Raw genomic sequence first — 12,053 nt, 5'->3', positions numbered from 1 at the left:
CGCCGCCCACCCTCATCCAAGTCCGCCTAATCGCCTGCGGCGATAAGGCTCCCTATCCTTCTCCCGTCAAGGGAGAAGGGGTTTAGGGGACTGCTGGTTGACGTTTACGTAAACGCCAATTATGGCGCGGTGCACAATTTTTGAGAGGAGCTTTTAGTCCATGAAAATCCTCGTCCCCGTGAAGCGGGTGCTCGATTACAACGTGAAGCCGCGGGTGAAGTCCGACGGCACGGGCGTAGACCTGGCGAATGTGAAGATGTCGATGAACCCGTTCGACGAGATCGGTGTCGAGGAAGCGATCCGCCTCAAGGAAAAGGGCGTCGCGACCGAGATCGTCGCGGTTAGCGTCGGCCCGGCCAAGGCGCAGGAAACGCTGCGCACCGCGCTGGCGATGGGCGCCGACCGCGCGATCCTGGTGCAGACCGATGATGCGGTCGAACCGCTCGCGATCGCCAAGATTCTGAAGGCGATCGCCGACGCCGAGCAGCCAGGCCTTGTCATCCTCGGCAAGCAGGCGATCGACGACGACAACAACCAGACCGGCCAGATGCTCGCCGCGCTCACCGGCTGGGCGCAGGGCACCTTTGCCAGCGCCGTCAATGTCGAGGGCGACAGCGTCAATGTGACGCGCGAGGTCGACGGCGGTCTCGAGACGGTGAAGCTGAAGCTTCCCGCGATCGTCACCACCGATCTTCGCCTCAACGAGCCGCGCTATGCCTCGCTGCCGAACATCATGAAGGCGAAGTCTAAGCCGCTCGATGCCAAGACCCCCGCCGATTACGGCGTCGACACGACCCCGCGGGTGAAGGTGGTCAAGGTCGGCGAACCCGCCGCCCGCTCGGCCGGCGTCAAGGTCGCCGATGTCGATGAACTGGTTGCCAAGCTCAAGGCGATTGGCGTCCACAGCTAAGTCACTCCACCCCCGTTCGCCCTGAGCTTGTCGAAGGGCTGTTCTTTTTCGGGAAACGTCGAAAGAAAGGGCAGGGCTTCGACAGGCTCAGCCCGAACGGATTAGAGGAAGTCTAGATATGAAAACTCTGGTTTGGGTCGAACATGACGGCAGCGCCGTCAAGGACGCCACGCTCGCGGTGGTCACCGCCGCCTCGAAGCTCGGCGAAGTCCATCTGCTCGTCGCCGGCGAGGGCGTCGACGGCGTCGCCAAGGCCGCGGCGCAGATCGCCGGCGTCGGCAAGGTGCATGTCGCCGACAATGCCGCCTTCGGTCACAACCTGCCCGAAAATGTCGCGCCGCTGATCGCCGATCTGATGGCCAGCCATGATGCGTTCCTCGCGCCCGCGACGACCACGGGCAAGAATATCGCGCCGCGCGTCGCCGCCTTGCTCGACGTCATGCAGATCAGCGAGATCCTGTCGGTCGAGGGCGAGAAGAGCTTCACCCGCCCGATCTACGCCGGCAATGCGATCGCGACGGTCGAAAGCTCGGATCCGAAGCTGGTCCTCACCGTCCGCGGCACCGCCTTCGAAAAGGCTGCCAGCACCGGCGGTTCGGGCACCGTGGAAGCCGTCTCGGCGGGCGGCGACGCCGGCCTTTCGAGCTTCGTCGGTGCCGAGATCGCCAAGCAGGATCGTCCCGAGCTCACCTCGGCGAAGATCATCGTGTCGGGCGGCCGCGCGCTGGGGTCGAGCGAGAAGTACGAGGAAGTCATCGTGCCGTTCGCCGACAAGCTGGGCGCCGCGCTCGGCGCCAGCCGCGCCGCGGTCGACGCGGGTTATGTTCCCAACGACTATCAGGTCGGCCAGACGGGCAAGATCGTCGCGCCGGAGGTTTACTTCGCGATCGGCATCTCGGGCGCGATCCAGCACCTTGCCGGAATGAAGGATTCGAAGACCATCGTCGCGATCAACAAGGACGAGGACGCGCCGATCTTCCAGGTCGCCGACTTCGGCCTCGTCGCCGATCTGTTCTCGGCAGTGCCGGAACTGACCGGCAAGATCTGATCTTCGGTCACGAATAGGAATGCAAGAGGGCGGTCCCGGTGGGGCCGCCCTTTTTCTTTGGCGGTCAGAAGGTACAAGCAAGACCGAAAAATAAAAGCGCCTGGGCTCCCGCGAAGGCGGGAGCCCATCTTCTGCCGGTGGCATGTTGCGACGTCCGGAGATGGGTCCCCGCCTTCGCGGGGATACGAACAGGGAGAGATCGGATGCGTAAGTTGACTGTCGCGCTGGCACTGGTCTTGGCGCCGCTAATCCTTCCCGCATCGATCGCCGCGAAACCCTCCGCAGCGGCTCAAACACTGGTGATCGACAAGCAACGCATCGACGCGGCGCTGGCGCAGATGATCGCCAGCGATCGCGCCGGTGGCGTTTCGGCGCTGGTGTGGCAGGACGGGCGCGAGGTCTATTATGGCAGCGCGGGGTTCGCCGACCGCGCCGCGAACCGCCCGATGGCCCGCGACACGATCGCGCAAATCTATTCGATGACCAAGCCGGTGACCGGCGTCGCGCTCATGCAGCTTTGGGAGGCGGGCAAGTTCCGCCTCGACGATCCGCTGGCGAAATATCTCCCCGAATATGCGAACATGCGCGTCTATGCGGGGAAGGACGATGCGGGGCAGCCGCGCTATGTGCCTGCTGACCGGCCGATCACCATCCGCGATATCCTGCGCCACACCGCAGGATTCGCTTATGGCGCCGGGCCGACAGCCGGCGCATGACGCTTATGTCGCCGCCGCGCCGCTGGCGCTCGACATTGACCTGGCCGAAGCAAGCCGCCGCCTTGCGACGGTGCCGCTGCTGTACCAGCCCGGAACGCAGTGGGACTATAGCATCGCGGTCGATATGCAGGCGGCGCTGGTCGAGAAACTGTCGGGCCAGCCCTTCGCCGATTATGTCCGCGCGCATATCTTCGAACCGCTGAAGATGACCGAGACCGCGTGGCGCCAGCCCGATGCGCGGCTGCCGCGCTTCGCCGCCATGTACGAGAAGAAGGACTGCAGGATGGTGCAGCAGGACGCCGCGACCGCGCGGGTGCTGAATTTCCAGGATCACAAGCTGACCCCCGGCGGCTTCGGTCTTGCTTCGACGCTCGACGATTATCAGCGTTTCGCGCGCATGCTGCTCAACGACGGGCAACTGGACGGCGAGCGTATCCTCAAACCCTCGACCGTCCGCCTGATGGCGAGCGACCAGCTCGATCCCGCGATCGGCGAGCGCTCGTGGCTGCCGAGCAAGGGCCATGTCGGTTTCGGGTTCGACTTCGCGGTGCGCAAGGGCCAGCCGCTGACCGCCGCGGAGAGCCGCGGTGCGACGGGGGAATATTTCTGGGACGGCATGGCCTCGACATTGTTCTGGGTCGATCCCGCCAACCGGCTGACCGCGGTCTTTTTCGTCCAGACCGTGCCCTATGACGGCACGCTCCACCGCGATTTCCGCGCCGCGGTGTACGGGCCGGACTATCGAGGACCGGTCGGCGACTGATTGTCATCTTCCTGTCATCGGCATAGCCTTGGGCCGTCGCAGGAGATTTCGCCATGGCCCAGGCCGACAAACGCGCGCTGCTCGCCGAAGGGCTCGCCGCCGGGGACGATGATGCCGCGCTGCTCGCACGGCTCGTCGCGGCGGGCGTGTCGGCGGCGTCGGCGAAGTACGAGATCGACCGCCTCGGCAAGGACCCGATGGCGGCGATGCTGCGGCGGCAGGCGGCGCGGATGGCGAAGCAGAGCTGGCTGTTTGCGAACCAGCGGCGCCTCGCTTTCGAGGCCGAAGGCGGCTTCGCGCTCGACACGCTGGACAAGCCCGACCCCGGCTTCTTCTATCGATATCATTATGAGGCTAACCGCCCCGCCAGGCTGACCGGGCTGATCGATCATTGGCCCGCGCTCGCCCGCTGGTCGCTCGACCATTTCGCCGCGGTCGCGGGCGATGCCGTCGTCGAGGCGCAGGTCGAGCGCGAGCGCGACCCCGATTACGAAGTCGCCAAGGACGATCACCGCCGCCGCGTGCGCTTCGGCGAAATGATCGATTGGCTCCGCAAGGACGAGCCGAGCAACGACGTCTATCTCACCGCCTACAACAGCGGCACCAACGCCGCGGCGCTGGCCCCCTTTGTGGGACGATATGGCGCCGATCGCCTTGCTCGATCCGCGGCCGCGCGACGGCTTTTTCTGGCTGGGGCCGAGGGGGACGCTCACCCCCTGGCACCACGACCTCACCAACAATCTGCTGGTGCAGGTGCTGGGCCGCAAGCGTGTGCGGATGGCGCCGCCCTGGGCCTTTGCGCGGATGCGGAACAGCCAGCACTGCTTTTCCGACTGGGGCAATGAGGCGCTGCCGCCGGGCGAGGGCGATGCCGATACGCCGCCGGTGCTCGAAACGATCATCGGTCCCGGCGAGGCGGTGTTCCTCCCCGTCGGCTGGTGGCACCAGGTCGAGGCGCTCGACCTGTCGGCGAGCATGAGCTTCACCAGCTTTCGCCGCTCCAATGCGCATGTGGAGGATTATGCCTCTTACGGAGAAATCGGCTGATGTCCCTCGTCCTCATCACCCGCGACGATGCCGTCGCCACCATCACCCTCAACCGTCCCGAAGCGATGAACGCGCTGTCGAAGGCGCTGCGCGCCGACCTCGCCGCCGCGATGCGCGCGGTCGCCGCCGATGAGGGCATCCGTGCGATCGTGCTGACCGGGGCGGGGACACGCGCCTTTACCGCCGGACTCGACCTCAAGGAACTCGGCGCCGACACGAGCAACCTCGGCGCCGCCAATGCGACCGCCGCCGACGAGAATCCGGTCAAGGCGATCGAGCTGTGCCCGCAGCCGGTGATCGGGGCGATCAATGGCGTCGCGATCACCGGCGGGTTCGAGGTCGCGCTGGCGTGCGACATCCGCATCGCCTCGACCAATGCGCGCTTTGCCGACACCCATGCGCGCGTCGGGGTGATGCCCGGCTGGGGGCTGTCGCAGAAACTGCCGCGGCTGATCGGCATTTCGCGCGCCAAGGAATTGTCGCTGACGGGCAATTTCCTCGATGCCGACACGGCGTGCGCCTGGGGGCTCGTCAACCGCGTCGTCGCGCCGGGCGAACTGCTCCCCGCCGCGCAGGCGCTGGCGCGCGATATCGCGAGCGCCGATTCCGGCATGGTGCGCGCCTACAAGGCGCTGATCGACGACGGCTATGCGCTGCCGTTCGGCGAAGCGATGGCGCTGGAGGCCGAACGATCGTCGGCGGCGAACCGCGCGGTCAGCGCCGACGAAGTCGAGGCGCGACGGCAGGCGGTGATGGAGCGCGGGCGCGAACGCGCGGGGTGAACGGCGTTTATTTCGGGATCTGCCAGCGGATGCGGTTGACGTAGAAACTCGTCACCGGCTTGTCGTTGGCGTCGCGCGCGGGTTTGAATTTCGCGCGCTGGCGCATCAGCTTGCACGATTGCTCGTCGAGCACCGCCGAATCGCTACTGAGCAGGATCAGGCAATTCTCGACCGCGCCGGTGGCGTCGAGCTTGAGCTGGAAGGTCACCGTGCCCTGGATTTCGCGATGCATCTCGCGCATCGGATAGTCCGCGTTGGTGGCCCAGCGGCCCGGCGAACCGATGGGTTGCGGCTGCACCTTCAGCGCGCGGATTTCGGCGATATTGGCGCCCCAGCTTTTGAGCAGGTCGTCGTGGCACGTCTGCAATGCCGCAAGCGCGGCCTTGCCGTCGGACCACCGCATCACGACGTCGAGCTTCTTGTCCGCCAGCAGCCGGACCTGCTGGTCGTCGGTGATGCCGGCGAGGATTTCGGGGCTTCCGTCGTACCAGCGGATGAATTTTTCGGGCCGGTTGGGCACGCCCATCGAATAGCCGTCGAATTCGGCGAGTGTGCCTTGCGGCTCGAGTTTCATCGTCACCTTCACCTCGTCGCCGAGCCGGGGCACCTTCGTGCCGGCGATGACCATGTCGAAGCTCTGGACACCGGATCCGCGCGCGAGGCGCATCGTCACGGCATTCTCGCCGGTGCCGAAGGTGCGCAGCAGCCGACACTCCTCCTTGGCATAATCGACCTTCCACGGCGTCGCGGGGGCGAGCACGGGGCTGTCGGCCGCATGCGCCGGGGCTTGGCACAGCAGCAGGGCGGGCAGCACGAACGGCTTGAAGGAAAAGCTATCCATCGCGCCTGCTTCCGCAAAGCGGGCGGGCGCGTCAAGTGCGGGCATCATTATCGGGACGGTAACCGCCGCCGCGCTACACGGCGCGCGAAGGGGCGGGCATCATGTTCATGAGCGACTATCAGGAGCGGCAGATCCGCGATGGCGAACTCCGGCGGTTCGAGCGCTGGTTCCTCTATACGCCAGCGGGGCCCGCCTATCGCGGCCGCGACGGGCGGGTGCGCGGGGTGAAAGCGGAGGAGGTCGCGCGGTGGCGCGCAGACCTCGAAAGCCATATCGACGCGATGATCGCCGGCTTGCCGGTGCAGGCGATGTGGGCGGTCGGCGGCCTGCTCGCGGTGGTCTTTCTCGGCGGCTGGCTGCTCGACACGCTCGGCATCGCGAAGCATCTGCATGGCCCGGCGATCGGGCTGGCGATCTTCATCGTCGAGGCCGGCACCGTCGGCATCGAGGCGTGGGACTATATCGGCGGCTGGCGGACGCGGCGCGACGGGATCGAGGCGGCGGTCGCGGCGCGCGCGCCGCTGCCGGTCGATCCGCAGACTCTGGGCAGCGGGCACAACTGGTATCAGATCGGCGTCTATGTCGTGATCGCGCCGGTGATCCTGCTCGCGCTGTTCGGGCATCTGGGCGGCGATGCGATGATCGAGACCGTGCCGATGGGCTGGTTCCTCGCCGCGGTGCCGCTGGCCTGGGGACTCCACTTCGCCGCGAAATGGCACGACAGGCGCGCCAGGGACCGGTTCCGGCGCTGACCGGCGGCGGACCCGCGCATCCGATTGCGTCCCCTAAAACAGTGCGATAGGATCGCGCCATGGGAAGCAGGATGGGAATGGCGGGCCTCGCTCCGCTGCTCGTTGCGATGCCGTCGATGGCGGCCGAGAAGGCGCCGATCGGCCTTGCGCTCGGCGACGCCGTGGAATGTCCATTATGCCGACGATTATTGCCGCCTCGCGCGTATCTTCGGCGCTGACAAGCAGAAGGTGACGTTGTCGCTCGAACAGGATTCGCCGGGGGCCAGCTTTCGCATGACGCTCGCGGGGACGCTGTTCGGCGGGCAGCGCGACAAGGGCGACGCCAGCATCACCTTCGGCGCCCTGCCCGAGCAGAAGATCCTCTACTTTCCGGGCACGATCGGCGCAGGCAAGGATGGCCAGCCCGCGTGGATTTTCGGCGATTCGGTGCGGCTGAAACCCTATTCGGCCGCCGAGACCGAGGCGGCCAGGGAAAATGGCTATTCCGCCACGTTTGACACGCCAGTCACCGAGGCCGACGAGGCGGCGGTGACCAGCCTGCTCATCGGCCGCCCGCTGCGTACCCCGGTGCGGCTGAAGACCGGGCCGATGAACGCCGCTTTCACCGCGATGCGCAGTTGTACCGACGAATTGCTGAGCCACTGGGGTATCGACGTTGCGCGCCACCGAGAGCTGTCGCGATGGGCCTTGCCCGTCGGCAATCCGGGGAAATGGCTGAAGAGTGGCGATTATCCCGCCGACATGCTCGCCAAGGCGCAGCCCGGCATCGTCCGCTTTCGCCTGTCGGTCGGCCCCGACGGCAAGCCGACGGAGTGCCACATCCAGCGTTCGACCAACAGCAAGGGGTTCGACGACGCCGTTTGCAAGGGTGTGATGCGGCGGGCGCGGTTCGAACCGGCACTCGACAAGGATGGCCAGCCGCTGGCCTCTTATTATGTCAATTCGGTCCGGTTCCAGTTCTGATGCCATGGCAGGCCTGCTTGTCGCATTGAAAGCCGAAAACGGCTTGCAGCGATCCGAAATACTTAGCATCGGCAACTAATGACCGATCTCGCCGCCCCGCTCGCCGCCTTCATGACCCGCGCCATCGGACCCGGCGACATCGCCGCGCTCGGCCGCCTGTCGGGCGGCGCCAATATGGAAAGCTGGGCGTTCGACTGGACGGGGATGCCTTATGTGCTGCGGCGCGCACCGTCGGCCGAATATATGGAGGGGCGCCCCTATGGCCATCCGACCGAGGCGGCGCTGGTGATGGCGGCGCACGACGCGGGGGTGAAGGCGCCCGAGGTCGTCGGGGTGCTCGCCGACGGCGACGGCATGGGCACCGGCTATGTCATGCGGCGCGTGATCGCCGAGGTCAGCCCGGCGAAGATCCTCGCCGCGCCGCCGCCGTCGCTGATCGCCGATCTGGGGCGCGAACTCTCGCGCATCCATGCGATTCCGGCCGAGACGATTCCCGACGCGATCCCGCACATGGACACCGCCGCGGCGCTCGCCGAGCTCAAGTCGCGCTTCCTGAGCTATGGCGGCGACCGGCCTGCGATCGCGCTGGCGATCAGATGGTGCGAGGATCATCTGCCCGACCCCGCACCGTCGGTACTCGTCCATGGCGATTATCGCATGGGCAATATCATGGTCGACGGCGACGGCCTCGCGGTGGTGCTCGACTGGGAACTCGCGCATCGCGGTGACGCGCACGAGGACCTCGCTTTCGGCTGCATGACCGTGTGGCGTTTCGGCTAGGCTCGACAAGCCGGCGTTCGGCGTCGGCAGCCTCGAAGACTATTTCGCGGCTTATGAGGCGGCGGGGGGCACGCCGGTCGATCCGGCGCGCTTCCGCTTCTGGCTCGTCTATCGCACCCTGTGGTGGGCGCTCGGATGTCTGCAGATGGGTCAGGCGTGGCGCAGCGGCGCCGACACGACCGTCGAGCGCGTCGTGGTCGGGCGGCGCACCGCCGAGCAGGAACTCGACCTGATCCTGCTGCTGGAGGAGGAAGCGCCCGAAGCCGAGCGCGCGCGGGCGCTGCCTCCTTCGCCGCCCGCTACGGCGGCGCCGGTGGGCGAGCCGACCAACCGCGAAATCGTGCAGGCGGTGCGCGACTGGATCGAAGGGGCGATCAAGCCGCACGCCGAGGGGCATGCGAAGTTCGAGGCGGTCGTTGCGATGAACGCGCTGGGCATCGTGATACGCGACCTCGACGCCGGAACGCGTGCGGAGGACCGGGCGCTCGCCGAGGCGCTGATGGCGGGCACCACGACGCTCGCCGAACCCGGCCTGCTCGCCCGGTTGCGACGCGCGGTGCTCGACAAATGCGCGGTCGACAGCCCCAAATATGCGGCGCTCGCCGCGGCGCGCACGCGCTGGGGTGGATGAGCGCCGCAGAGCATCCGCTCTGGATCGCTCTGCGCGATTATCGCGTCGGTCCCGCCGGTGCGGCACTGACCTTCGAGGCGAAGCTCGCGCGCGAGCATGGCTGGTCTGCGGACCATGCGGCGGCGGTGATGCACGAATATCGCCGCTTCCTGTTCCTCGCGATGACCATGCGGCCATATGGCGGTGCCGTCCGAAGCGGTCGATCAGGCATGGCACCTGCACCTGACCTATAGCCGCGACTATTGGGACCGGCTCTGCGGCGAGGTGTTGAAGGCGCCGCTCCATCATGGCCCGACCATGCGGCGGCAGGGAGGAAGGCGCGCAATATTTCACGCTCTATGCCGAAACGCTGGCGAACTACGAACGGTTGTTCGGCGAGATTCCGCCCGCCGCGATCTGGCCATCGGGCTGGCAGCGGTTTCATGTCGACCCGCGGACGCGGCGGGTGGCGCTGAATGATGTGTGGATCGTGCCGAAGCGCCGCGTGCGGCTTGGCTTGCTGATCGCCGCCGTGATAGTGGGAGGCGGGGTCGCGCTCCATTGGCTGACATGAGCGGGAGGCGCATGCGATGAATCCGTTGAACTGGGATGGGCCGACCTTCATCGCCGCCTATCTGATGGCGCTGCCCGTCGCGATGGTGCTGGGGCTGATCCTGCCGCGGCTGTTCCGTCCGTCGGGGCGGGCGCAGCCGGTGGCCGATGCCGACAGCCTCGCCTATCTGGCCGGGCGCGAGACGCGTTTCGCCGAGGGGGTCGCGGCGCGGCTGCTGTCGAACGGCGCGCTCGAACTGGAGGACGGACGGACCTTCCGGCACGGCTCGGGCCAGGCCGCGCTGGCGAGCGATCGCCCGGTGCTTGCGCTGGCCTCGCCGTTCGGCTGGGCCGATGTGCTGCGCGTGTTGCGGCCCGAGGCGCAGATCCTCGAACGGCGGCTGGTGTCGGGCGGCCTGCTGCTCGATGCCGGCGAACGCAGCCGGCTCGCGCTGCTGGCGGCGTCGCCCTATATCCTGCTTTTCGGACTGGGCGCGCTCAAGCTGCTGGTCGGGCTGGCGCGCGGCAAGCCGGTGCTGTTCCTCGCCGTTCTGCTCTTCATCACCTTCGTTTGCGGTTTCATCCGCTGGGCCACGGTCGATGACCAGACGCGCGCCGGGCGCGCCGCGCTCAAGGCCGCGCGCCGCCAGCACGACCGGCTGCGCCGGGCGCCGACGACGCGCGAGAACGACCTCGCGGTGGCGCTGTTCGGTCCCGCCGTGCTCGCGGGTTCGGCCTTCGCCGCCTTCCACCTGATGCGCGCGCCGGCCAACGACAGCGGTGGCTGGTCCAGCGACAGCAGTTCGAGCAGCGGATGCAGCAGCGGCGACAGCGGGTGCGGCAGCAGCGGCTGTGGCGGATGCGGCGGGGGCGGGGACTGATGCTCGAGCCGGAAAAGATTAGCCAGCGAAGCATATTGCCCTTTTGCCGCCTGCCGAACACTGGCAAGGCAAGGCGACAAGCCAAGGGAGAGAGACATGGATTTTGCGGTTCCAGCCGACCTGCAGGCCTATCTGGACGAACTCGATGCCTTCATCGAGGCGGAGATCAAGCCGCTCGAAAATGCCCACGACAATATCCGCTTCTTCGACCACCGCCGCGAGCACGCCCGCACCGACTGGGACAATCAGGGCCTGCCGCGCCACGAGTGGGAGGCGTTGCTGAAGCAGGCGACGCGGCTGGCCGATGCCGCGGGCCACTGGCGCTTTTCCGCGCCGAAGAAATATGGCGGCAAGGACGGATCGAATCTGTGGATGGCGGTGATCCGCGAGCATTTCGCCGCCAAGGGTCTCGGCCTCCACAACGACCTACAGAACGAGCACAGCATCGTCGGCAATTTCCCCTTCGTCGAAATGTTCGAACAGTTCGCGACGAGCGAGGAGCAGAAGCAGGAATTCATTCTCGGCGGCTTCGAGGGGAAACGCCGCACCGCCTTCGGCCTGACCGAGCCCGAGCATGGCAGCGACGCCACCCACATGGAAACGCGCGCAGTGCGCGAGACGCGCGATGGCGTCGAGGGCTGGCGGATCAACGGCGAGAAGATGTGGACGACCGGCATGCACGTCGCGACCCACTGCGCGACCTTCTGCCGCACCAGCGGCGAGGACGGCAGCGCCAAGGGCATCACCTGCCTGCTCGTTCCCAATCCTTCGCCGGGGCTGGTGATCGAGGAATATCTGTGGACCTTCAACATGCCGACCGACCATCCGCGCGTCAGCTTCACCGATGTCTGGGTGCCCGACAGCGCGCGGCTCGGCCCGGTCGATGGCGGCCTGTCGATCGCGCAGAGCTTCGTGCACCAGAACCGCATCCGCCAGGCGGCGTCATCGCTGGGCGCGGCGGTCTATTGCATCGAGGAAAGCGTGCGATATGCGCGGGAGCGCAAGCCGTTCGGCGAAGCGCTGGCGAAGAATCAGGCGATCCAGTTCCCGCTCGTCGAACTGGCGACGCAGGCCGATATGCTGCGCCTCCTCATCCGCAAGACGGCATGGGAAATGGACAATATGCCGCACAAGGAGGTCGAGCATCGCCTCTCCGACAAGGTCAGCATGTGCAATTACTGGGCGAACCGCCTGTGCTGCGAGGCCGCCGACCGCGCGATGCAGGTGCACGGCGGCATCGGCTATTCGCGCCACAAGCCCTTCGAGCATATCTATCGCCACCACCGCCGCTATCGCATCACCGAGGGCGCGGAGGAGATTCAGATGCGCAAGGTCGCCGCCTATCTGTTCGGCTATCTGGGGCCGCGGCGCGAGACGCTGGGGAAGATTTGAGGATCAGATAAAGTCG

The 12,053-nt window shown here is 66.8% G+C and carries 16 protein-coding genes; 14 read left to right on the top strand and 2 right to left on the bottom strand.

What is annotated here, in order from left to right:
* Window positions 1-160: 160 nt before the first annotated feature.
* From N0A20_RS14255 to N0A20_RS14240, 4 genes are all read left to right on the top strand, one after another.
* On the top strand, window positions 161-910 hold the full coding sequence (locus N0A20_RS14255) for an electron transfer flavoprotein subunit beta/FixA family protein (RefSeq protein WP_260581015.1): 750 nt from the start codon (window positions 161-163) through the stop codon (window positions 908-910).
* A 118-nt stretch (window positions 911-1,028) separates the two neighbouring features.
* Window positions 1,029-1,958, top strand: a complete 930-nt coding sequence (locus N0A20_RS14250; protein WP_260581014.1) for an electron transfer flavoprotein subunit alpha/FixB family protein — start codon at window positions 1,029-1,031, stop codon at window positions 1,956-1,958.
* A gap of 203 nt (window positions 1,959-2,161) precedes the next feature.
* Entirely contained in the window at window positions 2,162-2,674 is a 513-nt protein-coding gene (locus tag N0A20_RS14245; protein ID WP_260581013.1) for a serine hydrolase, read from the top strand.
* Window positions 2,646-3,437: a serine hydrolase domain-containing protein gene (locus tag N0A20_RS14240; RefSeq protein WP_260581012.1), complete on the top strand. Its 792-nt coding sequence runs from the start codon at window positions 2,646-2,648 to the stop codon at window positions 3,435-3,437. Before N0A20_RS14245 ends, N0A20_RS14240 begins: the two co-directional genes overlap by 29 nt.
* 14 nt (window positions 3,438-3,451) lie before the next feature.
* On the opposite strand, the gene N0A20_RS14235 is transcribed toward N0A20_RS14240, so the two are convergent.
* Window positions 3,452-3,949, bottom strand: coding sequence for a hypothetical protein (locus tag N0A20_RS14235; protein WP_260581011.1), 498 nt, complete (start codon window positions 3,947-3,949; stop codon window positions 3,452-3,454).
* 127 nt (window positions 3,950-4,076) lie between these two features.
* On the opposite strand from N0A20_RS14235, the gene N0A20_RS14230 reads away from it, so the two are divergent.
* Both N0A20_RS14230 and N0A20_RS14225 read left to right on the top strand, forming a co-directional pair.
* Window positions 4,077-4,484, top strand: coding sequence for a cupin-like domain-containing protein (locus tag N0A20_RS14230; RefSeq protein ID WP_260581010.1), 408 nt, complete (start codon window positions 4,077-4,079; stop codon window positions 4,482-4,484).
* Window positions 4,484-5,266: an enoyl-CoA hydratase gene (locus N0A20_RS14225; RefSeq protein ID WP_260581009.1), complete on the top strand. Its 783-nt coding sequence runs from the start codon at window positions 4,484-4,486 to the stop codon at window positions 5,264-5,266. The genes N0A20_RS14230 and N0A20_RS14225 overlap by 1 nt, the downstream gene beginning before the upstream one ends.
* A 7-nt stretch (window positions 5,267-5,273) precedes the next feature.
* Here the strand turns inward: N0A20_RS14225 and N0A20_RS14220 are convergent, their stop codons facing one another.
* Window positions 5,274-6,107 (bottom strand): energy transducer TonB, encoded by an 834-nt coding sequence (locus N0A20_RS14220; RefSeq protein ID WP_260581008.1) that lies wholly within the window; start codon window positions 6,105-6,107, stop codon window positions 5,274-5,276.
* Window positions 6,108-6,208: 101 nt separating this feature from the next.
* On the opposite strand from N0A20_RS14220, the gene N0A20_RS14215 reads away from it, so the two are divergent.
* The 8 genes from N0A20_RS14215 to N0A20_RS14180 all read left to right on the top strand — a co-directional run bounded on the left by N0A20_RS14215 (window position 6,209) and on the right by N0A20_RS14180 (window position 12,037).
* Window positions 6,209-6,859 (top strand): hypothetical protein, encoded by a 651-nt coding sequence (locus tag N0A20_RS14215; RefSeq protein WP_260581007.1) that lies wholly within the window; start codon window positions 6,209-6,211, stop codon window positions 6,857-6,859.
* 144 nt (window positions 6,860-7,003) lie between these two features.
* Window positions 7,004-7,822, top strand: coding sequence for an energy transducer TonB (locus N0A20_RS14210; protein ID WP_260581006.1), 819 nt, complete (start codon window positions 7,004-7,006; stop codon window positions 7,820-7,822).
* 78 nt (window positions 7,823-7,900) lie between these two features.
* On the top strand, window positions 7,901-8,602 hold the full coding sequence (locus N0A20_RS14205) for a phosphotransferase family protein (protein WP_260581005.1): 702 nt from the start codon (window positions 7,901-7,903) through the stop codon (window positions 8,600-8,602).
* A gap of 145 nt (window positions 8,603-8,747) precedes the next feature.
* Complete coding sequence (locus N0A20_RS14200; RefSeq protein ID WP_260581004.1) at window positions 8,748-9,233, top strand: DUF6285 domain-containing protein; 486 nt, start codon at window positions 8,748-8,750, stop codon at window positions 9,231-9,233.
* Window positions 9,230-9,466: a hypothetical protein gene (locus tag N0A20_RS14195; protein ID WP_260581003.1), complete on the top strand. Its 237-nt coding sequence runs from the start codon at window positions 9,230-9,232 to the stop codon at window positions 9,464-9,466. The genes N0A20_RS14200 and N0A20_RS14195 overlap by 4 nt, the downstream gene beginning before the upstream one ends.
* 53 nt (window positions 9,467-9,519) lie before the next feature.
* Window positions 9,520-9,786 (top strand): hypothetical protein, encoded by a 267-nt coding sequence (locus N0A20_RS14190; protein WP_260581002.1) that lies wholly within the window; start codon window positions 9,520-9,522, stop codon window positions 9,784-9,786.
* 16 nt (window positions 9,787-9,802) lie between these two features.
* A complete protein-coding gene (locus tag N0A20_RS14185; protein ID WP_260581001.1) occupies window positions 9,803-10,645 on the top strand; it encodes a TIGR04222 domain-containing membrane protein in 843 nt (280 codons plus the stop codon).
* Window positions 10,646-10,741: 96 nt separating this feature from the next.
* On the top strand, window positions 10,742-12,037 hold the full coding sequence (locus N0A20_RS14180; RefSeq protein WP_260581000.1) for an acyl-CoA dehydrogenase family protein: 1,296 nt from the start codon (window positions 10,742-10,744) through the stop codon (window positions 12,035-12,037).
* The last annotated feature ends 16 nt before the right edge of the window (window positions 12,038-12,053 follow it).

It is taken from the genome of Sphingopyxis sp. PET50, assembly GCF_025244705.1.
Lineage (GTDB): Bacteria > Pseudomonadota > Alphaproteobacteria > Sphingomonadales > Sphingomonadaceae > Sphingopyxis.
Note: the sequence above shows the minus strand (reverse complement) of the source record. Positions and strands in the feature narration are given on the sequence as shown.

Excerpts from the sequence above, each read along its gene's own strand:
- N0A20_RS14255 (WP_260581015.1), top strand. The coding sequence starts at position 161 with ATGAAAATCCTCGTCCCCGTGAAGCGGGTGCTCGATTACAACGTGAAG.
- N0A20_RS14250 (WP_260581014.1), top strand. The coding sequence starts at position 1,029 with ATGAAAACTCTGGTTTGGGTCGAACATGACGGCAGCGCCGTCAAGGAC.
- N0A20_RS14245 (WP_260581013.1), top strand. The coding sequence starts at position 2,162 with ATGCGTAAGTTGACTGTCGCGCTGGCACTGGTCTTGGCGCCGCTAATC.
- N0A20_RS14240 (WP_260581012.1), top strand. The coding sequence starts at position 2,646 with ATGGCGCCGGGCCGACAGCCGGCGCATGACGCTTATGTCGCCGCCGCG.
- N0A20_RS14230 (WP_260581010.1), top strand. The coding sequence starts at position 4,077 with ATGGCGCCGATCGCCTTGCTCGATCCGCGGCCGCGCGACGGCTTTTTC.
- N0A20_RS14225 (WP_260581009.1), top strand. The coding sequence starts at position 4,484 with ATGTCCCTCGTCCTCATCACCCGCGACGATGCCGTCGCCACCATCACC.
- N0A20_RS14220 (WP_260581008.1), bottom strand. The coding sequence starts at position 6,107 with ATGGATAGCTTTTCCTTCAAGCCGTTCGTGCTGCCCGCCCTGCTGCTG.
- N0A20_RS14215 (WP_260581007.1), top strand. The coding sequence starts at position 6,209 with ATGTTCATGAGCGACTATCAGGAGCGGCAGATCCGCGATGGCGAACTC.
- N0A20_RS14205 (WP_260581005.1), top strand. The coding sequence starts at position 7,901 with ATGACCGATCTCGCCGCCCCGCTCGCCGCCTTCATGACCCGCGCCATC.
- N0A20_RS14200 (WP_260581004.1), top strand. The coding sequence starts at position 8,748 with ATGGGTCAGGCGTGGCGCAGCGGCGCCGACACGACCGTCGAGCGCGTC.
- N0A20_RS14195 (WP_260581003.1), top strand. The coding sequence starts at position 9,230 with ATGAGCGCCGCAGAGCATCCGCTCTGGATCGCTCTGCGCGATTATCGC.
- N0A20_RS14190 (WP_260581002.1), top strand. The coding sequence starts at position 9,520 with ATGGCCCGACCATGCGGCGGCAGGGAGGAAGGCGCGCAATATTTCACG.
- N0A20_RS14185 (WP_260581001.1), top strand. The coding sequence starts at position 9,803 with ATGAATCCGTTGAACTGGGATGGGCCGACCTTCATCGCCGCCTATCTG.
- N0A20_RS14180 (WP_260581000.1), top strand. The coding sequence starts at position 10,742 with ATGGATTTTGCGGTTCCAGCCGACCTGCAGGCCTATCTGGACGAACTC.